Source organism: Nonomuraea sp. bgisy101, from assembly GCF_057708945.1.
On the sequence record NZ_JBYITD010000013.1, the window covers coordinates 188,805 to 214,914 of the forward strand.

27 protein-coding genes are annotated in these 26,110 nt (G+C 70.4%); 3 read left to right on the plus strand and 24 right to left on the minus strand.

Annotation, left to right across the window (positions count from 1 at the left end; translation table 11 throughout):
• Nucleotides 1–93: 93 nt before the first annotated feature.
• The 11 genes from AC3EO4_RS25210 to AC3EO4_RS25260 all read right to left on the minus strand — a co-directional run bounded on the left by AC3EO4_RS25210 (nt 94) and on the right by AC3EO4_RS25260 (nt 10,908).
• Nucleotides 94–2,028, minus strand: coding sequence for a DEAD/DEAH box helicase (locus tag AC3EO4_RS25210; RefSeq protein ID WP_379569195.1), 1,935 nt, complete (start codon nt 2,026–2,028; stop codon nt 94–96).
• A gap of 299 nt (nt 2,029–2,327) precedes the next feature.
• A complete protein-coding gene (locus AC3EO4_RS25215; RefSeq protein WP_379569051.1) occupies nt 2,328–2,690 on the minus strand; it encodes a metal-sulfur cluster assembly factor in 363 nt (120 codons plus the stop codon).
• A 2-nt stretch (nt 2,691–2,692) separates the two neighbouring features.
• Nucleotides 2,693–3,127 carry a Fe-S cluster assembly sulfur transfer protein SufU gene (sufU, locus tag AC3EO4_RS25220; RefSeq protein WP_379569053.1) on the minus strand — a complete coding sequence of 145 codons (435 nt, stop codon included), beginning with the start codon at nt 3,125–3,127 and terminating at the stop codon, nt 2,693–2,695.
• A gap of 1 nt (nt 3,128) precedes the next feature.
• Entirely contained in the window at nt 3,129–4,382 is a 1,254-nt protein-coding gene (locus AC3EO4_RS25225; protein ID WP_431898157.1) for a cysteine desulfurase, read from the minus strand.
• Nucleotides 4,383–4,449: 67 nt separating this feature from the next.
• Entirely contained in the window at nt 4,450–5,196 is a 747-nt protein-coding gene (sufC, locus tag AC3EO4_RS25230) for a Fe-S cluster assembly ATPase SufC (RefSeq protein WP_379569057.1), read from the minus strand.
• Nucleotides 5,197–5,198: 2 nt separating this feature from the next.
• Complete coding sequence (locus AC3EO4_RS25235) at nt 5,199–5,516, minus strand: Rieske (2Fe-2S) protein (RefSeq protein WP_379569059.1); 318 nt, start codon at nt 5,514–5,516, stop codon at nt 5,199–5,201.
• The gene (gene sufD, locus AC3EO4_RS25240) at nt 5,513–6,637 is read right to left on the minus strand and encodes a Fe-S cluster assembly protein SufD (protein ID WP_379569061.1); all 1,125 of its coding nucleotides are present in this window, start codon (nt 6,635–6,637) and stop codon (nt 5,513–5,515) included. Before sufD ends, AC3EO4_RS25235 begins: the two co-directional genes overlap by 4 nt.
• On the minus strand, nt 6,637–8,049 hold the full coding sequence (gene sufB / locus AC3EO4_RS25245) for a Fe-S cluster assembly protein SufB (protein WP_379569063.1): 1,413 nt from the start codon (nt 8,047–8,049) through the stop codon (nt 6,637–6,639). The genes sufD and sufB overlap by 1 nt, the downstream gene beginning before the upstream one ends.
• On the minus strand, nt 8,046–8,738 hold the full coding sequence (locus AC3EO4_RS25250) for a helix-turn-helix transcriptional regulator (protein ID WP_379569065.1): 693 nt from the start codon (nt 8,736–8,738) through the stop codon (nt 8,046–8,048). Before AC3EO4_RS25250 ends, sufB begins: the two co-directional genes overlap by 4 nt.
• 71 nt (nt 8,739–8,809) lie before the next feature.
• A complete protein-coding gene (locus AC3EO4_RS25255) occupies nt 8,810–10,036 on the minus strand; it encodes a multidrug effflux MFS transporter (protein ID WP_379569067.1) in 1,227 nt (408 codons plus the stop codon).
• Between the two features lie 95 nt (nt 10,037–10,131).
• Complete coding sequence (locus tag AC3EO4_RS25260; RefSeq protein ID WP_431898159.1) at nt 10,132–10,908, minus strand: VOC family protein; 777 nt, start codon at nt 10,906–10,908, stop codon at nt 10,132–10,134.
• 148 nt (nt 10,909–11,056) lie between these two features.
• Here AC3EO4_RS25260 and AC3EO4_RS25265 point away from each other — a divergent pair, with 148 nt between their 5' ends.
• The 3 genes from AC3EO4_RS25265 (at nt 11,057) to AC3EO4_RS25275 (ending at nt 13,728) form a co-directional block, all read left to right on the plus strand.
• Complete coding sequence (locus AC3EO4_RS25265) at nt 11,057–11,965, plus strand: ABC transporter ATP-binding protein (protein ID WP_431898161.1); 909 nt, start codon at nt 11,057–11,059, stop codon at nt 11,963–11,965.
• The gene (locus AC3EO4_RS25270; RefSeq protein WP_431898163.1) at nt 11,962–12,729 is read left to right on the plus strand and encodes an ABC transporter permease; all 768 of its coding nucleotides are present in this window, start codon (nt 11,962–11,964) and stop codon (nt 12,727–12,729) included. The genes AC3EO4_RS25265 and AC3EO4_RS25270 overlap by 4 nt, the downstream gene beginning before the upstream one ends.
• Before the next feature lie 78 nt (nt 12,730–12,807).
• Nucleotides 12,808–13,728: an EamA family transporter gene (locus AC3EO4_RS25275; RefSeq protein WP_379569074.1), complete on the plus strand. Its 921-nt coding sequence runs from the start codon at nt 12,808–12,810 to the stop codon at nt 13,726–13,728.
• A gap of 106 nt (nt 13,729–13,834) precedes the next feature.
• Here the strand turns inward: AC3EO4_RS25275 and AC3EO4_RS25280 are convergent, their stop codons facing one another.
• The 13 genes from AC3EO4_RS25280 to AC3EO4_RS25340 all read right to left on the minus strand — a co-directional run bounded on the left by AC3EO4_RS25280 (nt 13,835) and on the right by AC3EO4_RS25340 (nt 25,972).
• On the minus strand, nt 13,835–14,500 hold the full coding sequence (locus AC3EO4_RS25280; RefSeq protein ID WP_379569076.1) for a GntR family transcriptional regulator: 666 nt from the start codon (nt 14,498–14,500) through the stop codon (nt 13,835–13,837).
• A gap of 24 nt (nt 14,501–14,524) precedes the next feature.
• Nucleotides 14,525–15,466, minus strand: coding sequence for an ornithine cyclodeaminase family protein (locus AC3EO4_RS25285; RefSeq protein WP_431898166.1), 942 nt, complete (start codon nt 15,464–15,466; stop codon nt 14,525–14,527).
• 76 nt (nt 15,467–15,542) lie between these two features.
• A complete protein-coding gene (locus AC3EO4_RS25290) occupies nt 15,543–16,505 on the minus strand; it encodes a proline racemase family protein (protein ID WP_379569080.1) in 963 nt (320 codons plus the stop codon).
• Nucleotides 16,502–17,209, minus strand: coding sequence for an ABC transporter ATP-binding protein (locus AC3EO4_RS25295; RefSeq protein WP_431898168.1), 708 nt, complete (start codon nt 17,207–17,209; stop codon nt 16,502–16,504). Before AC3EO4_RS25295 ends, AC3EO4_RS25290 begins: the two co-directional genes overlap by 4 nt.
• On the minus strand, nt 17,202–17,969 hold the full coding sequence (locus AC3EO4_RS25300; RefSeq protein WP_379569084.1) for an ABC transporter ATP-binding protein: 768 nt from the start codon (nt 17,967–17,969) through the stop codon (nt 17,202–17,204). Before AC3EO4_RS25300 ends, AC3EO4_RS25295 begins: the two co-directional genes overlap by 8 nt.
• Nucleotides 17,966–18,946: a branched-chain amino acid ABC transporter permease gene (locus AC3EO4_RS25305; protein ID WP_379569086.1), complete on the minus strand. Its 981-nt coding sequence runs from the start codon at nt 18,944–18,946 to the stop codon at nt 17,966–17,968. The genes AC3EO4_RS25300 and AC3EO4_RS25305 overlap by 4 nt, the downstream gene beginning before the upstream one ends.
• Complete coding sequence (locus AC3EO4_RS25310; RefSeq protein WP_379569088.1) at nt 18,943–19,836, minus strand: branched-chain amino acid ABC transporter permease; 894 nt, start codon at nt 19,834–19,836, stop codon at nt 18,943–18,945. Before AC3EO4_RS25310 ends, AC3EO4_RS25305 begins: the two co-directional genes overlap by 4 nt.
• Nucleotides 19,833–20,975, minus strand: coding sequence for a branched-chain amino acid ABC transporter substrate-binding protein (locus AC3EO4_RS25315; RefSeq protein WP_379569090.1), 1,143 nt, complete (start codon nt 20,973–20,975; stop codon nt 19,833–19,835). The genes AC3EO4_RS25310 and AC3EO4_RS25315 overlap by 4 nt, the downstream gene beginning before the upstream one ends.
• 336 nt (nt 20,976–21,311) lie before the next feature.
• Nucleotides 21,312–22,313 carry a proline racemase family protein gene (locus tag AC3EO4_RS25320; protein ID WP_379569092.1) on the minus strand — a complete coding sequence of 334 codons (1,002 nt, stop codon included), beginning with the start codon at nt 22,311–22,313 and terminating at the stop codon, nt 21,312–21,314.
• A gap of 33 nt (nt 22,314–22,346) precedes the next feature.
• Nucleotides 22,347–23,240: a dihydrodipicolinate synthase family protein gene (locus AC3EO4_RS25325; protein WP_379569094.1), complete on the minus strand. Its 894-nt coding sequence runs from the start codon at nt 23,238–23,240 to the stop codon at nt 22,347–22,349.
• Nucleotides 23,224–24,597 (minus strand): FAD/NAD(P)-dependent oxidoreductase, encoded by a 1,374-nt coding sequence (locus tag AC3EO4_RS25330; RefSeq protein WP_379569096.1) that lies wholly within the window; start codon nt 24,595–24,597, stop codon nt 23,224–23,226. Before AC3EO4_RS25330 ends, AC3EO4_RS25325 begins: the two co-directional genes overlap by 17 nt.
• A complete protein-coding gene (locus AC3EO4_RS25335; RefSeq protein ID WP_379569098.1) occupies nt 24,594–24,836 on the minus strand; it encodes a (2Fe-2S)-binding protein in 243 nt (80 codons plus the stop codon). Before AC3EO4_RS25335 ends, AC3EO4_RS25330 begins: the two co-directional genes overlap by 4 nt.
• Complete coding sequence (locus AC3EO4_RS25340; protein WP_379569100.1) at nt 24,833–25,972, minus strand: NAD(P)/FAD-dependent oxidoreductase; 1,140 nt, start codon at nt 25,970–25,972, stop codon at nt 24,833–24,835. The genes AC3EO4_RS25335 and AC3EO4_RS25340 overlap by 4 nt, the downstream gene beginning before the upstream one ends.
• Nucleotides 25,973–26,110: the final 138 nt, after the last annotated feature.

A 26,110-nucleotide genomic window follows, 5' to 3' on the forward strand; every position in this document is an offset into this window, starting at 1 on the left:
CGCGCCGGTATGAACGCGAGCGGAACCCCTGGAAACGGCGCAGCCCGCCGTACCCCGCCGGAAGGCGGGGCAGGCGGGCGGCGACGAGGTGGGTCAGCGGCCGAAGCGACGGCCCGAGTTGCCGCGGTCGGAGCGGTAGCCGCCGTTGCCGCGGTCGTCGGAGCGGAAGCCGCCGCGCGGCCCCCTGTCGTCGCGGTTGGCCGAGAACGGGCGGCCCCTGGAGTCGCCGCGGTCGTCGGAACGGAATCCCGCGGGGCGGGACCCCCGGTCGCTGGAGAAGGGACGGCCGCGGTCGTCGGAGCGGTAGCCGCCACCCTGACGGGAGGCCCTGTCGTCGCGATAGCCGCCCGAACGCGGCGCCCGGTCGTCGGAGCCGAAGCCGCCCGAGCGGAACCCGCCCGAACGCGGCCCGCGGTCGTCGGACCTGAATCCGCCGCGGTCGTCCGAACGGTTGCCGCCGCGCTCGTCCGAGCGGAACCCGCCACGGTCGTCGGAGCGGTAGCCGCCCTGGCCCCTGTCGCGGTAGGCGGGCCTGCCCTCGCCGAACGTCCGCGGCTCGGCCGAGCCGCCGTCGTTCTGGCGCGGACGGCGGTCGCCGTCGAAGGAGCGGTGCGGGCGGCGCTCGCCGCCGAAGTCGCCGCGCGGGCCGCGCTCGCCGTCGAAGTCGCGCTGGGGACGCCGGTCCTCGCCGTCGTGACGACGCGGGCGCCGGTCGTCGCCGAAGTCACGACGACGGCCGCGACGCTCACCACCGTGACCGGCGCCCTCGCGACGGGGACGCAGCGGCTTGCGCACGTCGGGCTCCCACACGGGGATGGACTCCCCGCTGGGGGCGCGGGCGCCCGTCACCTCGGCGACGCGGTCGTTGCCCGGCACGGCCTTCAGCCTGAACGGGTGGATGCCGGCGCGGCGGGTCAGCGCGTCGGTGGAACGGCGCTCGTTCGGCAGGACCAGGGTCACCACGGTGCCCTTCTCGCCCGCGCGGGCCGTACGGCCGCCCCTGTGCAGGTAGCTCTTGTGGTCCTGCGGCGGGTCGACGTGGAGCACCAGGCTGATGCCGTCGACGTGGATGCCGCGGGCCGCGACGTCGGTGCAGACCAGGACGTCGACCTGGCCCTCCTTGAACTCCGCCAGGATGCGGGTGCGCTGGTTCTGGCGCTTGCCGCCATGGAGGCCGCCGGCCTTGACGCCGACACGGGCCAGCTGCTTGCACAGCCGGTCGACGCCGTGCTGGGTGCGCACGAAGATGATCGTGCGGCCCTCGCGGTTGGCGATCTCGGCGGTGACGTCGAACTTGTCGTCGCGGCTCACCTGGATCACGTGGTGCTCCATGGTGTCGACCGGCGAGGTCGCGGGCGCGATCGAATGGGTGATCGGGTCCTTGAGGAAGCGCCGCACCAGCTTGTCGACGTCGCCGTCGAGCGTGGCGGAGAACAGCAGCCGCTGCCCGTCGGCGGGGGTCTGCGCGAGCAGGTCCGACACGACGGGGAAGAAGCCGAGGTCGCACATGTGGTCGGCCTCGTCGAGGACGCTGACCTCGACGGCGTCGAGCGAGCACTCGCCCTGGCGCATCAGGTCGCCCAGGCGTCCCGGCGTGGCGATGATGACGTCGACGCCCCGGCGCAGGGCCTCGACCTGCTTGCCCATGGACATGCCGCCGACGACGACCTTCATGCGCAGGCCGAGGCCGCGGCCGAGGGGCTCGAGGGCGTCGTGGACCTGCAGCGCGAGCTCACGGGTGGGCACCAGGATCATCGCGCGGGGGCGCTTGGGGGTGGGCCTGACGCCCGCGATGCGCGCCATCGTGGGAAGGCCGAAGGCGAGGGTCTTGCCCGAGCCCGTCTGGCCCCGGCCGAGAACGTCGTGGCCGGCCAGCACGTCGGGGATCGTGGCGGTCTGGATGGGGAAGGGGCTGTCGATGCCCTGCCTTGACAGGCCGGTGACGAGCGGCTTGGGCAGGCCAAGCAACTCGAACTCCGGAACGCCCTGCTCCTCGGTGGAGGTTTCGGGCATGGCAGCGTCGAGCATGGTCACGAAGTCGTGCCTTTCAGTCAGAGTGGGCGCGTCACTTCTGCGAAAGGACGAGCCGAGTACACGGGCGTCTCTTACGCCCTTCGGGGTGGGGACTGGGCCACTAGCTTCGGCCCGTCTACGCGCACCCAATGAGCCGGCCGCAGGCGGCGTTCACGCACGATGGTGCGTCAGGTGCACGTGTTGCCAAACACGCGAGAGGATGGGGATATTCCCCGCGCGGGACCCGGACCTTCCGGAGCCCTGGCATGCTGAAACGGCTGGCGCTGCAAATCGCCAGCCGTACAGCGAAAAGATCAGACGTTGAATCCTAGCATACGCAACTGGTCACGTCCGTCGTCGGTGATCTTGTCGGGGCCCCACGGCGGCAGCCAGACCCAGTTGATCTTCACGTCGGAGACCATGCCGTCGAGGGCCGAGTGGGCCTGGTCCTCGATGACGTCGGTCAGCGGGCAGGCCGCGCTGGTCAGCGTCATGTCGATGGTGGCCACGGGCTGGCCGCCTTCGACGGGGTCGAGGTTGAGGCCGTAGACGAGGCCCAGGTCGACGACATTGATGCCGAGTTCGGGGTCGACGACGTCTCTGAGCGCCTCCATGACCTCCTCGACGGTCGCGTCACCGTCGAACGCCGACGTCGGCGTCTCCACGGGCTTGCTCATATCTAAGCGCTCCTCACAACAGCGTCCTTGTAAGCCATCCAGGACAGCAGCGCGCACTTGACGCGCGCGGGGAACTTCGCCACGCCCGCGAAGGCGACCGCGTCTCCCAGCACGTCCTCGTCGGCCTCCACCTTGCCCCTGCCCTGCATCAGCCTGGTGAACTCCTCCACGACCGACAGCGAAGCCTCGACCGTCGAGCCGGTGGCCAGCTCGTGCAGCACCGAGGCCGCGGCCTGGCTGATGGAGCAGCCCTGGCCGTCGTAGGAGACGTCCTCGATCTTGCCGCCGTCGCCGACCCTGACCCTGAGCGTGATCTCGTCGCCGCACGTCGGGTTCACGTGGTGGACCTCGGCGTCGTACGGCTCACGCAGCCCCCGCCCCTGCGGGTGCTTGTAGTGCTCCAGGATCAGCTCCTGGTACATCGACTCGGCGATCATTTCAGGCGAACACCTTCTGCACGTGGTGGAGACCCCTGACCAGGGCGTCTATCTCGCTCGTGGTGTTGTACAGGTAGAACGACGCCCGCGTGGTCGCGGGTATTCCGAACCTCAGGTGAAGTGGCCGCGCGCAGTGATGTCCAACCCGTACGGCGACGCCGAACCGGTCATCGAGGATCTGCCCAACATCGTGCGGGTGTATGCCCTCCAGGGTGAAGGACACCGTCGCGCCCCTGCCCTCGGTCGAGGCGGGGCCGACGATCCGCAGCGAGGGCACCTCGTCGAGCGCCTGCAGCGCGTAGGCCGTCAGCTCACGCTCGTGCGCCTCGATGGCCGCCATGCCGACGCCTTCGAGGTAGTCGACCGCCGCGCCGAGCCCGATGGCCTCGACGATCGGCGGCGTCCCCGCCTCGAACTTGTGCGGGATGGGCGCGTAGGTCGAGCGATCCATCCAGACCGCCTCGATCATCTCGCCGCCGCCGAGGAACGGCGGCATCGCCTCGAGCAGTTCGGCCCGCCCCCACAGCACGCCGATGCCCGAGGGGCCGAGCATCTTGTGGCCGGTGAAGGCCACGAAGTCGACGTCCAGCCCGGCCAGGTCGATCGGGTGGTGCGGCACCGACTGGGAGGAGTCGAGCATCACCAGCGCGCCCACCTCGCGGGCACGGCGCACGATCTCGGCGACCGGGTTGACGGTGCCGAGCACGTTCGACTGGTGCGCGACCGAGACGATCTTCGTGCGGTCGGTGATGACGCCGTCGGCCAGGTCCAGCCTGCCGTCGTCGGTCACGCCGAACCACTTGAGCGTCGCGCCCGTGCGCTGCACCAGCATCTGCCACGGGACGATGTTGGAGTGGTGCTCCATCTCGGAGATGACGATCTCGTCACCGGGACCGAGGGCGAACCGGGGGTCGGTGTTGGTGCGGTTGCCGAAGGAGTAGGCCACCAGGTTGAGCGCCTCGGAGGCGTTCTTGGTGAACACGATCTCGTCCCGGCTGGGCGCCTTCACGAAGGCGGCCACCTTGTCGCGCGCCGCCTCGTACGCCTCGGTCGACTCGGTGCCGAGCGCGTGGTGCGCCCGCCCCACATTGCTGTAGTGCATCGCGAAGTGGTCGCGCATGGTCTCGATGACCTGCGTCGGCTTCTGCGAGGAGTTGCCCGAGTCGAGGTAGACGAGCGGGCGCCCGCCGGACAGCTCGCGGGAGAGGACAGGGAAGTCCTTCCTGACCCTCTCCACGTCGAACGCTCCGTTCATTGGTCGCTCACCACTCCTCATTCGCTTCGCGGACCCCGCTCACTGCGCCGGGTTCGCTCCGGGTTCATTACGCCGATGCCTTCGTGTACTGCTCGTAGCCCTCGGCTTCGAGCTTCTCGGCCAGTTCGGGCCCACCCTCTTCGACGATCTTGCCGCCCGCGAAGACGTGCACGAAGTCCGGCTTCACGTAGCGCAGGATGCGGGTGTAGTGGGTGATCAGCAGGACACCGGTCTCGCCGGAGGCGCGGAAGCGGTTGATGCCCTCCGACACCACGCGCAGCGCGTCGACGTCGAGGCCCGAGTCGGTCTCGTCGAGGACGGCGATCTTCGGCTTGAGCAGCTCGAGCTGGAGGATCTCGTGGCGCTTCTTCTCGCCTCCGGAGAAGCCCTCGTTGACGTTGCGGGTCGCGAAGGCGGAGTCGATGGCCAGGGAGTCCATGCCGGACTTCAGGTCCTTGCTGAACTCGCGCAGCTTCGGCGCCTCGCCGCGCACGGCGGTGACGGCCGAACGGAGGAAGTTGGACACGCTGACGCCGGGAACCTCGACCGGGTACTGCATGGCGAGGAACAGGCCGGCGCGGGCGCGCTCGTCGACCGACAGCTCCAGCAGGTCGACGCCGTCGAGCAGGACCTGGCCGCCGGTGATCGTGTACTTGGGGTGACCGGCGATCGCGTAGGCGAGGGTGGACTTGCCCGAGCCGTTCGGACCCATGATGGCGTGGGTCTCGCCCGCCTTCACGACGAGGTTGACGCCGCGCAGGATCTCCTTGTCCGCGACGGAGACCTGGAGGTCACGAATCTCAAGGGTGGACACTGTTATGACTCCTTCGAGAGCGAGACGAGGACGTCGTCGCCGTCGATCTTCACTCGGTAAACGTTCACGGGCTTGGTGGCGGGCGGGCCGGTGGGCTTGCCCGAGCGCACGTCGAAGCACGAGCCGTGCAACCAGCACTCGAGGGTCCCGTCGTAGACCTCCCCCTCGCTGAGCTTCACCTCGGCGTGCGAACAGACGTCGTGAAGGGCGAAGACCTCATCGCCCTTGCGGACCAGCGCCACGGGGGTGTCGTCCACCTCGACGCCGATGACACCCCCGTCGGAGATGTCACTGATCTTGCAGACCTTCTGGAATGTCACTTCTCGAGCTCCGCCTCGACCTTGGCCAGGACGCGCTCGCGCAGCTCGGGAACGGAGATCTTCTCCACCAGCTGGCCCAGGAAGCCCCTGATGACCAGGCGGCGGGCCTCGTCGTAGGGGATGCCGCGGGCCTGGAGGTAGAAGATGTGCTCGTCGTCCAGGCGGCCCGACGCGGAGGCGTGACCCGCGCCCGCGACCTCGCCGGTGAGGATCTCGAGGTTGGGCACCGAGTCGGCGCGGGCGCCGTCGGTGAGGATCAGGTTGCGGTTGAGCTCATAGGTGTCGGTGCCCTCGGCCTCGACCCTGATGATCACGTCGCCGATCCAGACGGCGTGCGCGTCCTCGCCCTGCAGCGCGCCGCGGTAGTCGACGTAGCTCTTGCAGTTGGGCTGGGAGTGGTCGACCAGCAGGCGGTGCTCCAGGTGCTGACCGGCGTCGACGAAGTAGATGCCGGACAGGTCGGCGTCGCCGCCGGGGGCGGTGTAGGCGACGCTGGGCGACAGCCGTACGAGGTCGCCGCCCAGGGTGACCACGAAGCCGCGGAAGGTCGCGTCCTTGGCCAGCTGGGCGTGGTGGTGGGAGACGTGGACGGCGTCGTCGGCCCAGTCCTGCAGGCTGATGACCTTCAGGGTGGCACCGTCGCCCACGACGAACTCGATGTTGTCGGCGTAGAGCGCGCTGCCCTGGTGGTCGATGACGACCACGGCCTCGGCCATCGGCTCGACCTTGACCACGATGTGGCCGTAGGCGGCGCCTTCGACGCCGCCGCCGCGCACCTCGATCTGGATCGGCTCGGCCGGGACGGCCTCCTTCGGCACGGTGACGACCAGAGCCTTCTCGAAGGAGTTGTAGGCCTGCGCGCTCACCCTGTCGACGGGGGCGTAGGCCTTGCCGACCCTCGCGTCGTCGCGGCTGACCCACTCGGCGTTCACACCCGCGGGCGTGAACGCCTGCGTGACGACCTGCCCGGTCACCTCGGCGGCGCCGTTGTGCAGGCCCTTCAGGCGCGACAGCGGCGTGAAGCGCCACTGCTCCTCGCGCCCGGTCGGCACCGCGAAGTCGTCCAGGCTGTAGGACGACTTCTCGTGCAGGGTCGACAGGGGCTTCTCGTTCAGGCCCATCAGCCGACGGCTCCTTCCATCTGCAGCTCGATCAGGCGGTTCAGTTCGAGGGCGTACTCCATGGGCAGCTCACGCGCGATCGGCTCCACGAAGCCGCGCACGATCATCGCCATCGCCTCGTCCTCGTCGAGCCCGCGGCTCATGAGGTAGAACAGCTGGTCCTCGCTGACCTTGGAGACCGTGGCCTCGTGCCCCATGGAGACGTCGTCCTCGCGGACGTCGACGTAGGGGTAGGTGTCGGAGCGGCTGATCTGGTCGACGAGCAGCGCGTCGCACTTGACGGTCGAGGCAGAGCCGTGGGCCCCCTCCTCGATCTGCACGAGCCCGCGGTAGGAGGTACGGCCGCCGCCGCGCGCCACCGACTTGGAGATCACGCTGGAGGAGGTGTTGGGCGCCAGGTGGACCATCTTGGAGCCCGCGTCCTGGTGCTGGCCCTCGCCGGCGAAGGCGACGCTCAGCGTCTCACCCTTGGCGTGCTCGCCCATCAGGTAGACGGCCGGGTACTTCATCGTGACCTTGGAGCCGATGTTGCCGTCGATCCACTCCATGGTCGCGCCCTCGTACGCCACGGCGCGCTTGGTGACCAGGTTGTAGACGTTGTTCGACCAGTTCTGGATGGTCGTGTAACGGCAGCGGGCGTTCTTCTTCACGACGATCTCGACGACGGCCGAGTGGAGCGAGTCGCTGGAGTAGATCGGCGCGGTGCAGCCCTCGACGTAGTGGACGTAGCTGTTCTCGTCCACGATGATCAGGGTCCGCTCGAACTGGCCCATGTTCTCGGTGTTGATCCGGAAGTAGGCCTGCAGCGGGATCTCCACCTCAACGTTCGGCGGCACGTAGATGAACGAGCCGCCCGACCACACGGAGGTGTTGAGCGCGGCGAACTTGTTGTCGCCCACGGGGATGACCGAGCCGAAGTACTCCTTGAAGAGCTCCTCGTGCTCCTTCAGGCCCGTGTCGGTGTCGACGAAGATGACGCCCTTCTCCTCGAGGTCCTCACGGATCTTGTGGTAGACGACCTCGGACTCGTACTGGGCGGCGACACCGGCGATGAGCCGCTGCTTCTCGGCCTCGGGGATGCCGAGCTTGTCGTAGGTGTTCTTGATGTCCTCGGGCAGCTCGTCCCAGGAAGCGGCCTGCTTCTCGGTCGAGCGCACGAAGTACTTGATGTTGTCGAAGTCGATGCCCGTCAGGTCCGAACCCCACGTGGGCAGTGGCTTCTTGTCGAACAGACGGAGGCCCTTCAGGCGAAGGTCGAGCATCCACTCCGGCTCGTTCTTGAGCGCGGAGATGTTGCGGACGACCTCCTCGGACAGGCCTCGCTTGGCCGCCGCTCCCGCGGCGTCAGAGTCGGACCAGCCGAACTTGTAATTCCCGAGGCCTTCCAGCTCCGGGCGGTCGGTGACAGTCACCTTCCGGTCTCCTTGCTCTCTCTTATCCGAACGGGGCTCACATGGGTGGTGCAGACCCCGTCGCCGTGTGCGATGGTGGCCAGGCGTTGCACGGGGGTGCCGAGCAGCTGCGCGAACGCTTCCGTCTCGGCCTCGCACAGCTGCGGGAACTCCGCCGCCGCGTGCGCCACCGGGCAGTGGTGCTGGCAGAGCTGGTCGCCGCCCGACTTGGCCTTGCTGGCCGAGGCGGCGTAACCGTCCGCCGACAGCGCCTGGGCCAGCACCTGAACGCGCTGGTCTTCCGGCACTGTCCGCATGACCGGCTCAAGCCGCTTCACCAGGCCCTCGACCTGGGAACGGGCGAACTCGGTCACCGCTTCCTCGCCCATGCGCTCGGCGAGGAAGCGCAACGCGCTCCCCGCGAGATCGTCATAGGCGTGCTCGAAAGCACTGCGCCCCGCGTCGGTGATGGCGAACAGCTTGGCCGGTCGCCCGCGCCCGCGCTGTCCGCGCGGCCGTGTCGTGCGGGGCTCGATCATCCCGTCGGCCAGCAGCGCGTCAAGGTGACGGCGAACGGCTGCGGGGGTGAGCCCCAGCCGCTCTCCGAGCGCCGCGGCCGCTACGGGCCCGTGCTCCAGGATCAGCCTGGCCACACGGGCGCGGGTACTGCGCTCATGTCCTGGCTCGATCGAGGGGTGCACGTTTTTCACAACATCAGTGTGCCGTAATTCCTTCCCGCTTCACAAACGAATGGGGATGCAATTTCTCACGCAGGCAAGGCTTACCTAACTGCAAAGACGCGGCCTCGACCCATGATCGCGAACACCAGGAAGGAGGCGACGATGAGCGCCAGCATGACGACGGCCATCGGCACCGCCGTACCGGATCCGGCCAGGCCCACGAGCGGCGCGGCGAGCGCGCCGAACGCGAACTGCAGGACACCGAGCAGCGCCGAGGCGCTTCCCGCCACCTGCTGCGGCTGGCCCGCCAGCGCCAGCGCGCCGGTGCCGGGCAGCACCAGGCCCGCGCCGCACATGATGACGAACAGCGCGGCCACCACGCCGGTCAGCCCGAGGTCCATGGTGGCGGCGACCACCAGCAGCGCCCCGCCCGCGAGGTTGAGGATCAGCCCGCCCAGCACCAGGCGGGCGGGCGAGACGCGACCCGACAGCCGGCCGCCGACCTGCGCCATGACCGTCAGGCCGAGGGCGTTGAGGGCGAAGACGAGCGAGAACTGCTGCGGCGAGGCGCCGTACACCTCCTGCAGCACGAAGGGCGAGCCGGAGATGTAGGCGAACATGCCGGCGAAGGCCAGCCCCGCCGACAGCGAGCAGGCCATGAACGAGCGGTCGCCGAGCAGGCGCCAGAACGTGGCGGCGGTCTTCCTCAGCCCGCCGCCCTCCCTCTTGTCCGCGGGAAGCGTCTCCCTGACCCCGGGGAGGACGGCCAGCACCAGCACCGCGCCCGCCACGCTGAGCGCGACGAAGATGCCGCGCCACGAGGTGAAGGACAGCAGCTGGGCGCCCGCGATCGGGGCGAGGATGGGGGCCAGGCCGCTGACCAGCATGAGGGTGGCGAAGATGCGGGCGATGGCGGCGCCCTCGTAGAGGTCGCGGACCACGGCGCGGACGATCACCAGCGCGGCTCCGCCCATGATCCCCTGCACCAGGCGCAGCACGACGAGCGCGGCCACGGAGGGCGCGAAGGCGCACAGCAGCGAGGCCAGCGTGTACCCGGCGACGCCGACGATGAGCGGGAGCCTGCGCCCCCTGACGTCGCTCAGCGGCCCGGCGAGGACCTGGCCGAGACTGACGCCGATGAGACAGGCGGTCAGCGTGAGCTGGACCTGCGCGGGGGCCGAGGACATCTCGGCGGTGATGGCGGGCAGGGCCGGCAGGTACATGTCGATCGAGAGCGGGCCGATGGCCGACAGCGCCCCCAGGATCAGCAGGAGCAGTCCGCGGCGGTTCCCTCTGGTGACAGCAGGTGCGGCTTCTGCCACGGACATGCGTGAACCCCTCTCCCTCGTAGGCCATGACCCACGAGGGCCGAGGGATCAAACCAGCATCTGGTCCGCCGCATTCCCAGATTTTTGCCGAAATTTCACGCGGTCTCGTTCAGCTGGATGACCGAGAACGCGGCGCCCTGCGGGTCCATGAGCATCCCGAACCTGCCGGGGGGCGAGTCCATCGAGTCGATGAGCACCGTGGCGCCCAGCGATCCGGCCTTGGCGACCGTGGCGTCGAGGTCGGCCACGGCGAAGTAGGTCGACCAGTGCGAGGGGGTGCCCTCCGGATAGTTGGGCGACATCTCGATCATGCCCGCGATGCTCTTGTCGCCGGTCAGCCACTCGGTGTAGGTCATGCCGTCCATCTGCTGGACCCTCGGGGTCCAGGGGAAGACGGCGGTATAGAAGGTCGTGGCCGCCTGCGGGTCCCTGGTGACCAGCTCGTTCCAGCAGAACGCACCCGGCTCGTTGACCAGTTCGGCGCCGGAGTGGTTGCCCGCCTGCCAGACGGAGAAGAAGGAGCCGTCCGAGGCCTGGAAGACGGCCATCGTGCCCTCCTCGAAGACCTGCATGGGCTCGACGACGACGGTGCCGCCCGCGTTCTTGACGCGGTCGGCCACGGTGGCGGCGTCGTCCGTGGCGACGTAGACGTTCCAGACGGGAGGCATCCCCTCCCCCATGATCGGGCCGACGCCCGCCACCTTCTTGCCGTTGTAAACGAACTGCCCGTAGCCTCCCGCGGCCGGATCGTCGATCATCTCGGCCGTCCAGCCGAAGATCTCGCTGTAGAAGCGGACCGCCGCCCGGACGTCGGACGTCGAGAGATCGACCCAGCACGGGACGCCCGCCTCGTAACCACTGCGAACCGACATCGCTCTACCTCCTGTCGCTTCACACCCAATCACGTGACCAAGGTCACAGCCCTCCAGTTGGCTGGCTTTTTAGCTATTTGTCGTCTGCGAACGTCGTCGGCGCCGCCTGCCGCGCTGACCGCGCGCACGGGTCCCTAAACTCGTGGCCATGAGCTCCCCTGCCGTCGAGGTCATCGATCTGGTCAAACGCTACGGCGGCACCACCGCCGTCGACGGGCTGACCCTTGCCGCCGAGCGCGGCGCGGTCACCGCGATCCTTGGGCCGAACGGCGCGGGCAAGACCTCCACCATCGAGATCTGCGAGGGTTTCCGCGGCGCGGACGGCGGCAGCGTGCGGGTGCTCGACCGCCCGCCGTCCGACCCGTCGCTGCGGGCCAGGGTGGGCGTGATGCCGCAGGCGGGGGGCGTGCCTCCGGCGATGAGGTGCGGCGAGTGGCTGCGGCTGATGTCCCGTTTCCATGCCCGCCCCCTCGACCCTCCGGCCCTTCTGGCACGGCTGGGCCTGGCCGAGCACGCGCGCACGCCGTACAGGAGGATGTCGGGAGGCCAGCAGCAGCGGCTCTCGCTGGCGGGTGCCGTGATCGGCAGGCCCGAGCTGGTCTTCCTCGACGAGCCGACGGCGGGCCTCGACCCGCAGGCCAGGCGGGCCTGCTGGGAGCTGGTCGCGGACCTGCGCGGGGCCGGCGTGGCGGTGGTGCTGACCACCCACTACATGGACGAGGCCGAGCGGCTGGCCGACCATGTGGTGATCATCGACAGGGGCAGGGTCGTGGCCGAGGGGACACCCGCCTCGCTCACGGGAGCCGAGCGGCAGCTGCGCTTCCGCGCCAGGCCGGGGCTCACGCTCGATGAGCTGCTGAGCGCGCTGCCGGCGGGTTCGGCGGCCAAGGAGTCGCCGTCCGGCCACTACATCATCGAGGGACACGTCGGGCCCGAGCTGCTGGCCACGGTGACGGCGTGGTGCGCCGCCGAGGGCGTCACGGCCGACGACCTGTCCATCGAGCGCAGAACGCTGGAGGACGTCTTCCTCGAGCTGACAGGCAGGGAGCTGCGATGACCGCCCTCGACTTCACCCCCGCCCCCGGGGCCGCGGCCTTCCACCGGATGGTGCTCGCGCAGGCGGGCGCCGAGGCCAGGGCGATCCTGCGCAACGGCGAGCAGCTGCTGCTCACCCTGATCATCCCGGTGCTGCTGCTGGTCGGCTTCTCGCTGGCGCCGCTGGTCGACGTCGGGGCGGGCTCGCGCGTCGGCTTCCTGGCGCCCGGCATGCTCGCGCTCGCGGTCATGTCGACGGCCTTCACGGGGCAGGCGATCGCGACGGGCTTCGAACGCCGCTACGGCGTGCTGAAGCGGCTCGGCGCCACCCCGCTGTCGAGGGCGGGGCTGCTTCTGGCCAAGACCGCGGCCGTCGTCGCGGTGGAGCTGCTGCAGGCCGTGGTCATCGTGGTGGTGGCGCTGCTGCTCGGCTGGCGGCCACACGGCTCGCTCGCCGCGGCCGTGCTGCTGGTGCTGCTCGGCACCGCCGCCTTCAGCGGGCTCGGGCTGCTGATGGCCGGGGTGCTGCGGGCCGAGGCGACGCTGGCCGGGGCCAATCTGGTCTACCTGGTGCTGCTGGGCTGCGGCGGCGTGGTGTTCCCGCTGAGCGTCTTCCCCGACGGGGTGGAGCCGGTGCTCGGGCTGCTGCCGATCTCGGCGCTGACCGGCGGCCTGCGAGCGGTGCTGGCCGACGGCGCGGCGCTGCCGCTGGGCGCGGTGGCGGTGCTGGTGGTGTGGGCGGCGCTCACGCTCGGGCTGGCGTCCAGGACGTTCCGCTGGGAGTAGGCCTCCCGCCTCCAGGCGTTGTCAGGGTCGCCGAGTAGGCTCGTTGCCTGCTTGTTCGCCTTCTCCCCGAGGAGTCCTGTGACCGCCTTCGCCCTCGACGGGCCAGCCGACCGCCTCAAGTCAGCCCTGCCGCGCTCCGGCAGCCTGCTGCGCACGGTCACGGACTCGATCCCGCCCTCCGGGCTGGTCATGCTGGGGATCGTCTCGGTACAGCTGGGCGCGGGCTTCGCCAAGGAGCTGTTCGCGGTGTTGCCGCCGTCGGCGGTGGTGTTCATGCGCATCGCGGCGGGCGCGCTGATCCTGGGCGTGGTCGCGCGGCCCAGGCTCAAGGGGCTCGCGTGGCGCGACTGGGCGGTGGGCATCGGCTTCGGCGTCACGCTCGCCGTGATGAACCTGTCGTTCTACGAGGCGCTGGCCAGGCTGCCGATCGGCATCGCGGTCGCGATCGAGTTCCTCGGCCCGCTCGGCGTGGCGATCGCGGCCTCCCGCCGCCGTCTCGACCTGCTGTGGGCGGTCCTGGCGGCGGTGGGCATCGCGCTCATCGCGCCGTGGCAGGAGTCGGCCTCGGTGAGCTGGCTCGGCATCGGCTTCGCGCTGGTGGCCGGGGCCTGCTGGGCGGCCTACATCCTGCTGTCCTCGGCCGCGGGCAGCCGCTTCCCCGGGACCACGGGGCTGTCGTTCGCGATGATCGTCTCGGCTCTGGTCGTCGCGCCCGTGGGTGTGACGACGGGCGGGGCCGACCTCATGCAGCCTTCGGTGATCCTCATCGGGCTCGGGGTGGGCCTGCTGTCGTCGGTGATCCCCTACTCGCTCGAACTGCAGGCGCTGCGGCGGATGCCCAAGCACGTCTTCGGCATCCTGATGAGCCTGGAGCCCGCGGTCGCGGCCATCATCGGGCTGGTGCTGCTGGGCGAGATCCTGCACGTGCAGCAGTGGGCGGCCATCATCTGCATCGTCGCCGCCAGCCTGGGCGCCACCCGGGCGGGCGACAGGCGCTGACGCCACCGGGCCACCACCGGGCCGCCACCTCGCCGCCACTGGGCCGCCACCTCGCCACCACCACGTCACCGCCTCGTCGCCGCACCGCGGGCGCGCTTCGACGGTGTTATTCGGCCCAGATGTCGCGCACGTGGTGGATGTGCTCGCCCATGATGCGCTCGGCGGCCTGCCGGTCGCCCGCCTGGAGCGCGTCGAGCAGCTCCAGGTGCTCGCGCGCGGAGTCGGGCAGCATGCCGCGCTCCGACAGCCGTGACAGGCCGTACAGCCTGGCCCTGTTGCGCAGGTCGCGCACCACCTCCACCAGGTGCGCGTTGCCCGACAGCGCCAGCAGTTCCACGTGGAAGCGCAGGTCGGCGTCGATGTAGGCGAGCAGGTCCGCGCGTTCGGCGGCGTCGACGATCTGCTGGGCGACCGGCCTGAGCCGCTCGAACTCCTCGGCCCTGGACGCGTCGGCCAGCCGCGCGATTGTGGGCACCTCGATCAGCTGGCGGATCTCGGTCAGCTCGTCGAGGTCGCGGTCGGACAGCTCGGTGACCCTGAATCCCTTGTTGCGCACCGCCTCGACCAGACCCTCCTTGGCCAGGTCGAGCATGGCCTCGCGGACCGGCGTGGCCGAGACCCCGAACTGGGCGGCGAGCACCGGCGCTGAGTAGACCACGCCGGGGCGCATCTCGCCGGTGACGAGCGCGGCGCGCAGCGCGTGCGCGACCTGCTCGCGCAGGCTCTGCCGCTCGCCGACCACCGGAAGGTCGAGCCTCTCCTCCGCAGCCATCCCGGCTTCCCTACTTTCGTCCGTTCAATGAGCCCACGCCTCATACGCGGCCGCCGCCACCACCAGGTCCTCCCACGCCATGCCGACGCTCTTGAAGACCCGCGGCCCCTCCCGCAGGGCGACGCGACCGGCGACCAGGTCGGCCAGGTTGCCGGCCAGATGACCACTGGTGATCGTACCGCCGCGCAAGGGGATGACCACATCTCCAGCCTCGGACAACGCCGCCGTCCTCGCCTCCACGACCAGGGTGGCACGGGCGACGAGATCATCGTCGATCTCTCTGGCGTCGGGTTCGTGTGAACCGACGGCGGCCACGGTGACGTTGTTGCCGGTGAGCTTACCTGGGAACAGGGGGTTCCTGGAGGTCGTACAGCAGGCGATCAGGTCGGCCTCCTCGAGCGGGACCAGCGCGCCGGGGGGCGGCGCGCCCACGGCGGCCGAGGCCGCGAGCCCGGCTTCGGCGCACTTGAGTGCCAGCGCCGCCGCCCTGTCGTGGTCGCGCCCGACCACCGTGACCCTGTCCACGGGGCGCACCTCGCGCATCGCCAGCACGTGGCCCCACGCCTGCGGCCCCGTGCCGTACACCAGCAGGCTTGAGGCGCTCTGCGGGGCGAGGTGCCTGACCGCGAGGGCGGAGACGGCCGGCGTGCGCAGGGCGGTGAGCGCCAGGCCGTCCATCGCCGCCAGCGGCGTCATGGTGTCGCCGTCGAACAGCAGGTAGGTGCCCTGGATCCGGGGCAGCCCACGCACGGGGTTGCCGGGCGCGACGGTGACCACCTTGACACCGGCGTACCGTCCGGCCGCAGCGGGCATGAGCAGGAACTCCCCCGCTCCAGCCGGGACGGCCGCGCGGGCGGGCGCGGTCTCGGGGTCGAACCCCGCGGCCAGCGCCTCCTCCAGGACGTCGATGGCTCGCGCCATCGGCACCAGCCGCTCCAGGTCCTCGATGTACGGCAGGCCGCTCATCGCGCGGCTCCGCCCGCCTCGGGGCCGGCCGCGGCCCTGGGCGCGGATCCGGCTCCGAGCGAGGTGATCGCCAGGCTCATCGCAGCGTGAACCCCGTTCCGATCGGATCGCGTGGATCGAGTTCGAAGCTGTGGCGCCCGGTGCGGTAGGCCATGCCCTCGATCTCAGGGATCACGCCCTCCTCGGTCGACTCGGCGACCCAGGCACGGAACGACGAGCCCACGATGCTGTCGTGCGTGAGCGTGAAGCCGGCGGGCAGTTCCTCGGCCAGCAGCGCCAGCCTGGCCGCGGTGCCCGAGCCGCACGGCGACCTGTCCACCTCTCCGTCGGCGAAGACGGTCACGTTGCGCTGGTGGGCCGGCCCGAGCTCGTCGTAGAAGATCACTCCGTAGATGCCCGACAGCCGCTCGTCCGAGGGATGCCTGGCCACGGGGTGGTCCGCGAGCGCGGCCTTGATCCGCCGCCCGTGGGCGATCAGCTCCGTCAGGTGCTCGGGTGCCACCGACAGTCCCAGCGAGGAGGCGGGCAGCGAGGCGTAGATGGCTCCGCCGTACGAGACGTCGACGTCCGTCCCGTCCGCCCGGACGCCGCGCGCGATCACGTACGACGGGACGTTCCTGAAGGTCACCGAGGTGATCTCGCCGGCCTTCATGGCCACCCTCGCCGTCACCCTGCCGGAGGGCACGTCGATGACGACGTCCGTGGTGCCGTCGGGGTCGGCCTCGACCAGCCCCTCCTGGACGGCGTGCACGCCCAGCGCGATCGTCCCGTGCCCGCAGGCGGTGGAGTAGCCGTCCTTGTGCCAGAACAGCACGCCCAGGTCGGCGCCCGGGGAGTCGGGCGGCACCAGGAAGCAGCCGTACATGTCGGCGTGCCCGCGAGGCTCGTGGCACAGCAGCCGCCGCACCCTGTCGATCTCCTCACGCTGGAAGGCGTCGGCGCGGCGTTCGAGGACGGACGAGCCCTTGATCTCCCCGACCCCGCCGACGACGATCCTGAACGGCTCGCCGCCGGTGTGGTAGTCGATTGTCTGGATCATGCCCCTCCTAGGTACGCCTCGACCACACGAGGGTCGGAGCGCAGCGAGTCGGCCTGGCCGGACAGGGTCCCCTCGCCGCTCTCCAGCACATAGCCCCTGTGGGCGATCTTCAGCGCCGCGGAGGCGTTCTGCTCGACCAGGAGCACGGCCGTGCCCGAGGCGTTGATGTCGGCGATCAGGTCCATCACCTGGGCCACGACCAGCGGCGCCAGGCCCATCGACGGCTCGTCGAGCAGCAGCAGGCGGGGGCCTGTCACCAGTGCGCGGCCGATCGCGAGCATCTGCTGCTCGCCGCCCGAGAGCGTGCCGCCCTGCTGGGCGCGGCGCTCGGCCAGGCGCGGCAGCAGGTCGTAGACGCGGTCGATGCGCTTCCTGACCTCGGCCTGGTCGCGCACGAGGTAGCCGCCGAGCAGCAGGTTGTCGTGCACGCTCAGGGTGCTGAAGATCCGGCGGCCCTCGGGACAGTGGACGAGCCCGCGACTGGTGATCTTGTGCGCGGCCAGGCCGGTGATGTCCTTGTCCTCGAAGACGACCTTGCCGCCGCTGGGCCGTACCAGGCCCGAGATCGCCGACAGGGTGGTCGTCTTGCCCGCGCCGTTGTTGCCGAGCAGGGTGACGATCTCGCCGGCGCCGACGGTCAGCGACAGCCCGCGCAGCGCGTGCACGCCGTCGTAGTGGACGTCGAGGTCAGTGATCTCAAGCATGGGCGTCGCTCCCCAGGTAGGCCTCGATCACGGCGGGGTCGCGGCGCACCTCTTCGGGGCGGCCGTCGGCGATCTCCTTGCCGAAGTTGAGAACCACGATGCGTTCGGAGACCTGCATGACCAGCCCCATGTCGTGCTCGATCAGCACGATCGCGATGCCGAGGTCGCGGATGCGCCTGATCAGGTCGAGCATCTCGGCCTTCTCGGTGTGGTTGAGTCCCGCGGCGGGCTCGTCGAGCAGCAGCAGGCGCGGCTTGCGGGCCAGCGCGCGGGCGATCTCGACGCGGCGCTGCTCGCCGTAGGGCAGGTTGCGCGCCGCCGAGTAGCGGTCGCCGCGCAGGCCGACGAAGTCGAGCCAGTGGTTGGCCTCGTCGGTGCACTCGCGCTCGGTGCGGCGGTAGCGCGGGGTGTGCAGCAGCGCGTCGAAGACGCTCTGCTTGAGCCACAGGTGGCTGCCCGCGCGGACGTTGTCGAGCACCGACAGCTCGCCGAACAACCGCAGGTTCTGGAAGGTACGGCTGATGCCGACCCCCGCCACCGCCGAGGGCCGCAGGCCCAGCAGCGAGCGCCCGTCGAAGGCGATCTCGCCGCCCGTGGGCCGGTAGAAGCCGGTCACGCAGTTGAAGGCGGAGGTCTTGCCCGCGCCGTTCGGGCCGATGACCGAGACGATCTCGGCCTCGTTCACCGAGAAGCTGAGGCCGTCGATGGCCAGCAGCCCGCCGAACGCCAGGCGCAGCTCCTTCACCTCTAGGAGCGTCACTTGAGGGCCTCCTTCGAGCGGGCGGGCCACAGGCCCTGCGGCCTGACGAGCATCACGATGATCAGCAGCACGCCGAAGACGAAGAACCGGTAGTCGGCCACGCCACGCAGGAGCTCGGGCAGCAGGCTGATGACGATCGCGCCGAGCACGACGCCGGGCACCGAGCCCATGCCGCCGAGCACCACGGCCATCAGGACGAGAGCGGACTGCAGGAAGGTGAAGCTGTTGGGCGAGATCGCCGACAGGTGGCCCGCGAACAGCACGCCCGCCAGCCCGCCCCAGACCGCTCCTGCGATGTAGGCGGCCAGCTTGACCCGGTAGGTGTGCACGCCGGTCGCCTCGGCGGCGTCCTCGTCCTCGCGCACGAACCGCATGGCCCTGCCGAGCCGCGACCTGCCCAGGCGGGAGGCGCCGACCACGGCGATCGCGACGACCGCCACGGTGACGTAGTAGAAGAGCGCAGGGCTGTCGACCAGACTCGGGATGCCGTAGATGCCCGAAGGGCCGCCCGTGACGGGCAGGTTGTTGGCGGTGATGCGGATGATCTCGCCGAAGCCCAGCGTCACGATGGCCAGGTAGTCGCTGCGCAGGCGCAGCGTCGGCGCGCCGATGATGATCCCGGCGATGACCGTGACGACGATGACGGCGGGCACGGTGACCAGCAGCGGCAGGTCGAAGCGGGTCGACAGGACGCCGCTGGTGTAGGCGCCGACCGCGAAGAAGGCCGCGTACCCCAGGTCCAGCAGGCCGGTGTAGCCGACCACGATGTTCAGGCCGGAGGCCAGCATCACGAAGATCGCGGCGCTGGTCATGATGGACAGCGTGTAGCTGCTGGCGTTGACGAACGGCACGAGCAGCGCGATCAGCAGGCCCGCCAGGCCGATCCAGCGGTTGTCGAACAGCTTGGACAGCCTGGTCTGCGGGCCCTTGGCGCCGACCTTGCGGGGGGCTTCGGGGGCTTTGGTCGTCTCGTTCACACCCGCTCCGTCACACGTTCGCCGAGCAGACCTGTGGGTCTCACGGTCAGGAACAGGATCAGCACGCCGAAGGCGAACACGTCCCGCCACTCACCGCCGAGCCAGTAGGTGCCGAACGACTCCAGCAGGCCGAGCACGAGGCCGCCCAGCATGGTGCCGGGGATGTTGCCGATGCCGCCGATGACGGCCGCGGTGAAGGCCTTCAGCCCGATGAGGAAGCCCATCAGGAAGTCGATCTTCCCGTAGTAGGCGCCCGCCATCACGCCGGCGGCGCCCGCGAGCGCCGAGCCCAGGAAGAACGTCCTGGAGATGACGGCGTTGACGTCGATGCCCATGAGCGAGCTGGTGCGCGGGTCGAGGGCGATCGCCCTCATGGCCCTGCCCTCGCGGGTCTTGGTGACCAGGAGGTTGAGGCCGACCATGAGGACGACGGCGACGCCGATGAGCACGAGCTGCTGCAGGGTGAGCCTGGCGCCGAACACTTCGAGCGAGGTGCCGCTGAGCCGTACGGGGTAGACCTTGGGATCGGGCCCGGCGACGATGCGCATGCCGTACTCGATGGCGAAGGACGCGCCGACGGCCGTGATGAGCAGCGACAGCCGGGGGGCGCCGCGGAGCGGGCGGTAGGCCACCCGCTCCAGGACCACGCCCGCGAGGCCGGTGCTGACCATGGTCAGCAGCAGCACGCCCAGCAGCACGGGCAGTGTCATCGCGGTGGAGACCCCGCCCAGCGCGGACAGGACGGCGAAGCCGCTGAACGCGCCGAGCATGTACAGGTCGCCGTGGGCGAAGTTGAGCAGCTTGATGATGCCGTAGACCATGCTGTAGCCCAGCGCCACCAAGGCGTAGAACGAGCCGACGAACAGGCCGTTCCAGACGAGCTGTGTCATGACAGGGCATCCTGTAGGGCGAACTTGTCACCCTTCCACACCAGGATCTGGAAGCCGCCGGTGGAAAGAGTGTGCTCGGGGGTGAACTTCAGCGGGCCGGAGAACATCGTGAACCCGTTGATCCCCTCCAGGGCCGAGATGACCTTGGCGCCGTCGGTGGAGCCCGCCTTGGTGATCGCCTCGGCGGCCAGCCGCACGGCGTCGTAGGCCTGGTTGGAGTAGGGGCCGGGAGCCGAGCCGAACTTCTTGGTGTAGGTGTCGATCCAGCCCTTGGCGTCGGGCAGCGTGTCGGGGATCGGGGTCATGGTGGCGAAGACGCCGTCGGCCTCGGGTCCGGCGATCTCACCGAGCTTGGCGGAGACGGAGCCGTCGGCGACCATGATCGAGCCCTTGTACCCGGCCTGGCGCAGCTGCCTGATGATCAGGCCGCCCTCCTGGAAGTAGCCCGTCCAGTAGACGAAGTCGGGCTTCTTCTCGAGAACGTTGTGGATGTTGGCGCTGTAGTCGCTCTCCTTGGGCGTGACCGCCTCGGTGATGATCGCCTTGTCGCCCAGCAGCGGCTGGGTGCGGACGGCGATGTCCTTGGAGTAGCTGGTGTTGTCGTGCATGAGCGCGACCTTGGTGGCGCCCTGCTTGGTGATCCACTTGGTGGCCGACTCCGCCTGCTGGGTGCCGGTACCGTTGATCAGGAAGACGTGCTTGAGCTTCTGGTCGACCAGTTCCTGCGAGTTGGCGGCAGGGATGATCATGGGGATGTTCGCCTTGCCGAACACCGGCAGGGTGGGCAGCGTGGCGCCGGAGCAGTAGCCTCCGATGGACACCTCGACGCCCTCGGTCACCACCTTGTTGGCGGCCGCGACCGCCGTCTGGGCGTCACAGGCGTCGTCGGCGGGCTTGAGCTCCAGCTGCCTGCCGAGAACGCCGCCCTTGGCGTTGATCTCGTCGACGGCCAGCTGGGCCGCGTTGGTCATATAGGGGCCGATCGCGGCCTCGCTGCCCGACTGCGGGACGAGCATGCCCAGGCGGATGGGGCCCTTGGCCTCCTGCTGGGCGCCGCCTCCATCGCCGAGGAGGCCCTGTCCGCAACCCGCCAGCATCATTGCGGTCGCGACCAGGGAGACGACGTGCGTCTTGCGCATGAGACTCTCCTACCGTGAGTGATGTGTGACATCACACCGACGTGCTCAGGGACAGGTCAAGCGCCGAGACCAGACCGTTAGCGTCCTAACACGCAGGTGGAACGTCAAGATAGGCCAGGGTGAGCATCCCGGCCCGATGTCCGATTTGCGAAAATTTTGGGCAGGTCAAGACACCCCTTTGCCGTACGGCTGCCCGCCATGTCCGGAAGCGGCGCGCGAACGCACCCGCTCGCCGCGTTTGGAGGTGGCGGGCGGACTCTACCGCCCGCCGGGCTGTGCGCTGTCGCGCGGGTCCGCCCGCTCCCTCCACGGGGAGCGGCGCGGCCCTCAGGCGCGTCAGAGGATGAAGCCCTCGGGGAACGGGTCACGAGGGTCGAGAAAGTACTGCGCGGTCCCGGTCACCCACGCCCTGCCCGTGATGGTCGGCACCACGGCCGGCGCCCCGCCGACGGTCGTCTCCTCCACCAGGCGCCCCACGAAGCGGGTGCCGATGAACGACTCGTTGACGAAGTCGGTGTCCATCGCCAGCTCGCCCCTGGCGTGCAGCTGGGCCATCCTGGCGCTGGTGCCCGTCCCGCACGGCGACCTGTCGAACCACCCGGGGTAGATCGCCATCGCGTGCCTGGAGTGCCGGGCCGTCGACCCGGGCGCCGCGAAGTAGACGTGGTGGCAGCCTCTGATCCGGTCGTCCTCGCGGTGCACCGGCTCGTCCGCCTCGTTGATGGCCGCCATCGTGGCCAGCCCCGCCGCCAGGATCTCGTTCTTCGCGGCCCTGTCGAAGGGCAGCTTGTAGGAGTCGAGGTCCACGATGGCGTAGAAGTTGCCGCCGTAGGCCAGGTCGTAGCGGACCTCGCCGAATCCCGGCACCTCCACCACCGCGTCCAGCCTGTCGCTGTAGGCGGGCACGTTGCGCAGCGTCACCGACTCGGCGGCGCCGTCCTTCACCGCCACGTCCACGACGACCAGACCGGCGGGCACCTCGAGGCGGACGGTGGTCACCGGCTCGACGACCTCCACCATCCCCGTCTCCACCAGCACGGTGGCCACGCCGATCGTGCCGTGGCCGCACATGGGCAGGTAGCCGGAGACCTCGATGAACAGCACGCCCCAGTCCGCGTCGGGTCTGGTGGGCGGCTGCAGGATGGCCCCGCTCATCGCCGAGTGGCCGCGCGGCTCGTTCATGAGCAGCTGCTTGATGTGGTCGAAGTGCTCGCGGAAGTACAGGCGCCGCTCGGCCATGCTGTTGCCGGGGATCACGCCGACACCGCCGACGACGACCCTGGTCGGCATGCCCTCGGTGTGGGAGTCGACGGCGTGGAAGACGCGCTTGGATCTCATGGTCGTCCAGCCTCTCTCATCGTGCGGCCCCTCTCACCTCAGGCCCTCGGCCAGCGCCTTCTCGGTCGCGGCTCTGACGACCTCCGCCTGCTCGTCGGTCAGCGGCAGCCTGGGGGCCCTGCAGGGGCCGCCATGGCGACCGGCCACGTCCATCGACAGCTTGATGGCCTGGACGAACTCGGTCTTGGAGTCCCAGCGCAGCAGCGGGTGCAGCTGCCGGTAGAGCGGCAGCGCGGTCTCCAGGTCGTGCGCCATGGCGGCGCGGTAGAGGGCGACGCTGGCGGCCGGCAGCGCGTTGGGGTATCCGGCGACCCATCCCTTCGCGCCCGCGAGCGCCAGCTCCACCACCACGTCGTCGGAGCCGATGAGCACGTCGAGACCCGGGGCGAGTTCGGCGATCTCGTAGGCGCGCCGCACGTCGCCGGTGAACTCCTTGACGCCCACGATCAGGCCCTCGTCGAACAGCCTCGCCAGCACCGCGGGCGTGAGGTCGACCTTGGTGTCGTAGGGGTTGTTGTAGGCGACGATCGGCAGGCCCGCCTTGGCGACCTCCGTGTAGTGGTCGATCACGATCCGCTCGTCGGCCCGGTAGGCGTTGGGCGGCAGCAGCATGACGCTCTCGCAGCCGGCGTCGCGCGCCTGCTCGGCCCAGCGACGCGACTCGGCCGCGCCGTACGCGGCGATGCCCGGCATCACGTTGCGCCCGCCGATGGCCTTCACCGCGGTCTCGACGGTCTTGGCACGTTCCTCGGCGGAGAGCGTCTGGTACTCGCCGAGCGAGCCGTTGACGGCCACACCGTCACAGCCCTGCTCCACCAGCCATCGGCAGTGCTCGGCGAACCCTTCGAAGTCCACCGACAGGTCCTCGCGCAGCGGCAGGGCCGTGGCGACCATGATCCCGTGCCACGGCTCAACGCGGTTGCTCATCTTCAATCCTCTCAAGACAGCCGAGGGTGATCGGCTGGGCGATGGGGCGGCGGGGGGCTTGGGTGGTCGGCTCGCCCGACAGGCAGGAGACGGCGTAGCCGCACATCCGGCCCTGGCACCAGCCCATTCCTGGGCGGGCGAGCAGCTTGACCGAGCGCGCGTCGGTCGCGCCCAGCGCCAGGGCCTCGCGGACCCTGGCCATGGGCACCTCCTCGCAGCGGCAGATCAGGGTGTCGTCGGCCAGCCAGTCCTGCCAGCCGGGCCGGACGGGATAGGCCCGCTGGAGCGCGTCGGCGAAGGCCCGCAGGCGTTCGGCGCGTCTCAGCAGCACCCCTGGCAGGTGGTCCGTGGAACCGCCCGGATAGGCGAGATCGTGGGCGATGGTGAGCCCGGCGACGCGGCCCTCCAGCTCCGACAGGGCGGCGCCGCCGACTCCTGTCGGCTCTCCTGCCGCGTAGACGCGGGCGACGGTGGTGCGCTGGGCCTTGTCGACCGCCACGACCGCGCTGCCGTCGGGCGAGTGACCCGTGGCGCAGCCCAACTGGACGGCGAGCTCGATCTGCGGGACGAAGCCGTAGCCCGCCGCGACCGCGTCGCACTCCACCGTGCGCGTCGACAGGATCCGCCACTCGGGGTCGAGGCGGGCGACGGTCACGTGCGTGACCGCGGTGGTGCCGTGCGCGGCCACCACCGCGTGATGAGTCCTGTACGGCACGCGGTGCGCGGCCAGCGCGGCGCCGTACCCCATGGCCTCGCCCGCCTTCCCCGCGGCGAGCAGCGGGTGCCTGGCCAGACCGAACATGCCGTTGGCCTCGAAGACCCCCGCGACGGAGACGCCCGCCTTGGCCAGCCCTGTGGCGACGGGCAGCAGGAAGGGCCCGGTGCCGGAGACGACCACCCGCCGCCCGGCAGGCACGCCGTTGCCCTTGAGCAGGGCCTGGGCGCCGCCGGCTGTGAACACGCCCGGCAGGTCCCAGCCGGGGAAGGGCAGCGGCCTGTCGTGCGCGCCGGTGGCGATGAGCAGGGCGCGGCCGGTGAGGGTGACGGCCCGCTCGTCCCGCCCTTCCACGCAGTGGATGGTGAACGACCCGTCCTCGTCCTGCTCGACGGCCCACACCTTGTGGCCGAGCAGGACCTCCGCCCTGGATCGCAGGGCGTGGCACTGCCGTGCGAACCGGTCGGCGCCCTGGCCCGACGGGCGGCCGCCGGCCTGGTGGCGGAAGTACTGGCCGCCCAGGCGCGGGCCCGCGTCGACCAGTGCCACGCGCGCGCCGGTCTGGGCCGCGCTGAGCGCGCCGGCGACGCCCGCGGGGCCGCCGCCGATCACCACGACGTCGTAGCTCGTTTCGCGCGTCACGAGGTCGTCACCTCGTCTCCTGGCATGGCCTCGACCAGGCAGGCCCGCTGGGAGTCGCGCCCGTTGACGGTGACGAGGCAGTCGAAGCACACCCCGATCCCGCAGAACAGGCCGCGGGGCCTGCCGCCGTGCCTGGTGGTGCGCCACGAGGTGACCCCCGCCGCGTGCAGGGCGGCGCCGACGGACTGGCCGGGGGTGACCGTCACCCGCCTGCCGTCCACGGTGATCTCGAAGCTCACGCGAACCTCCCTGGGGCGAACGGGGCGAGGTCGAGGTCGGTGTCCTGCCCGGCCAGCAGCTGGGCGAGCAGATGGCCGGTGGCGGGCGCCAGGCCGATGCCGGCGCCCTCGTGACCGCAGGCGTGCAGCAGTCCTGGCACGCGCGGGTCCTGGCCGATGACGGGCAGATGGTCGGGACAGTACGGCCTGAAGCCGCAGTAGGACCTGATCACGTGTTTGTCCCTGAGCACGGGGAACAGCGCGGTCGCCTGGGCGGCGAGCCTGCGCAGCACGGGGATCGAGGTGGTGCGGTCGAAGCCGACGCGTTCCCTGCTGGCCCCGATGAGCACGCTGCCCGCGGGGGTGCCCTCGACCACCGCGGAGGTCTCCAGGTCGGCAGAGTCGCTCGCGACGTTCGTCACGTAGGCGGCGGTGTAGACCTTGTGCCTGATCAGCGGCTCGGACAGGGGCTCGGTGACGAGGATGAAGCCGCGCCTGGGCAGGATCGGCAGGTCGACGCCCGCCATGGCGGCGATCTCCCCTCCCCAGGTGCCCGCCGCGTTGACGACGGCGCCGCCGATGATGTCGCCATGGTCGGTGCGCACGCCCGTGACCCTGCCGCCCTCGCCGTCTTCGCGCAGGAAGCCGGTGACGGTGACGCCCGTCCGCAGGCGGAGCGTTCCGTGGCCGAAGCTGTCGGCACCGTGCCTGATGAGCTGAGCGGCGGCCAGCATGGGCTGCACCTGGGCGTCCTGCGGGTAGAAGACGCCTCCCGCGAGGCCCGCGGCCAGGTGCGGCTCGTAGTCGTGCAGCCCTCCAGGGGGCACGACGGTGTACTCCACGCCCTGCTTGCCCGCCAGCGCGACCAACTGGCGCTGGATCTCCTCGGTCTCGGCGACGACGAGGCCGCCCTTGGCCTCGAACTCGAACCCGCCGTGCCCTGCCAGCTCCCGCCACAGGCGGTTGGACAGCAGCGCCAGGTCGAGCTCGGGTCCCGGCTCCTTGTCGGAGACCAGCACGTTGCCCTCGCCCGCGCCTGTGGTGCCGCCCGCCACGGGGCCACGGTCCAGGACGGTCACGTCCATGCCCGCGGCGGCCGCGTAGTAGGCGCACGCGGCGCCGACGACCCCGGCGCCGATGACGATCACGTCGGACATCGTCCGCTCTCACCTCCGGCCAGTAATATGTCACATAGTCAGCCGTGCCGTCCAGCCCGGCCAGTCGTGGATCACTACCCTCACCTGCGAGGGTGGTCTCGGTGGAGGGACCGCGCACCCCGCCCCATACCATCGATG

Coding starts and splice junctions, on each gene's coding strand:
- AC3EO4_RS25320 (WP_379569092.1), bottom strand. CDS start 22,313: ATGAGATCCAAGCGCGTCTTCCACGCCGTCGACTCCCACACCGAGGGC.
- AC3EO4_RS25290 (WP_379569080.1), bottom strand. CDS start 16,505: ATGATCCAGACAATCGACTACCACACCGGCGGCGAGCCGTTCAGGATC.
- AC3EO4_RS25280 (WP_379569076.1), bottom strand. CDS start 14,500: ATGGCTGCGGAGGAGAGGCTCGACCTTCCGGTGGTCGGCGAGCGGCAG.
- AC3EO4_RS25285 (WP_431898166.1), bottom strand. CDS start 15,466: ATGAGCGGCCTGCCGTACATCGAGGACCTGGAGCGGCTGGTGCCGATG.
- AC3EO4_RS25265 (WP_431898161.1), top strand. CDS start 11,057: ATGAGCTCCCCTGCCGTCGAGGTCATCGATCTGGTCAAACGCTACGGC.
- AC3EO4_RS25210 (WP_379569195.1), bottom strand. CDS start 2,028: ATGCTCGACGCTGCCATGCCCGAAACCTCCACCGAGGAGCAGGGCGTT.
- AC3EO4_RS25340 (WP_379569100.1), bottom strand. CDS start 25,972: ATGTCCGACGTGATCGTCATCGGCGCCGGGGTCGTCGGCGCCGCGTGC.
- AC3EO4_RS25255 (WP_379569067.1), bottom strand. CDS start 10,036: ATGTCCGTGGCAGAAGCCGCACCTGCTGTCACCAGAGGGAACCGCCGC.
- sufD (WP_379569061.1), bottom strand. CDS start 6,637: ATGGGCCTGAACGAGAAGCCCCTGTCGACCCTGCACGAGAAGTCGTCC.
- AC3EO4_RS25310 (WP_379569088.1), bottom strand. CDS start 19,836: ATGACACAGCTCGTCTGGAACGGCCTGTTCGTCGGCTCGTTCTACGCC.
- AC3EO4_RS25225 (WP_431898157.1), bottom strand. CDS start 4,382: ATGAACGGAGCGTTCGACGTGGAGAGGGTCAGGAAGGACTTCCCTGTC.
- AC3EO4_RS25215 (WP_379569051.1), bottom strand. CDS start 2,690: ATGAGCAAGCCCGTGGAGACGCCGACGTCGGCGTTCGACGGTGACGCG.
- AC3EO4_RS25325 (WP_379569094.1), bottom strand. CDS start 23,240: ATGAGCAACCGCGTTGAGCCGTGGCACGGGATCATGGTCGCCACGGCC.
- sufU (WP_379569053.1), bottom strand. CDS start 3,127: ATGATCGCCGAGTCGATGTACCAGGAGCTGATCCTGGAGCACTACAAG.
- AC3EO4_RS25260 (WP_431898159.1), bottom strand. CDS start 10,908: ATGTCGGTTCGCAGTGGTTACGAGGCGGGCGTCCCGTGCTGGGTCGAT.
- AC3EO4_RS25295 (WP_431898168.1), bottom strand. CDS start 17,209: ATGCTTGAGATCACTGACCTCGACGTCCACTACGACGGCGTGCACGCG.
- AC3EO4_RS25270 (WP_431898163.1), top strand. CDS start 11,962: ATGACCGCCCTCGACTTCACCCCCGCCCCCGGGGCCGCGGCCTTCCAC.
- AC3EO4_RS25315 (WP_379569090.1), bottom strand. CDS start 20,975: ATGCGCAAGACGCACGTCGTCTCCCTGGTCGCGACCGCAATGATGCTG.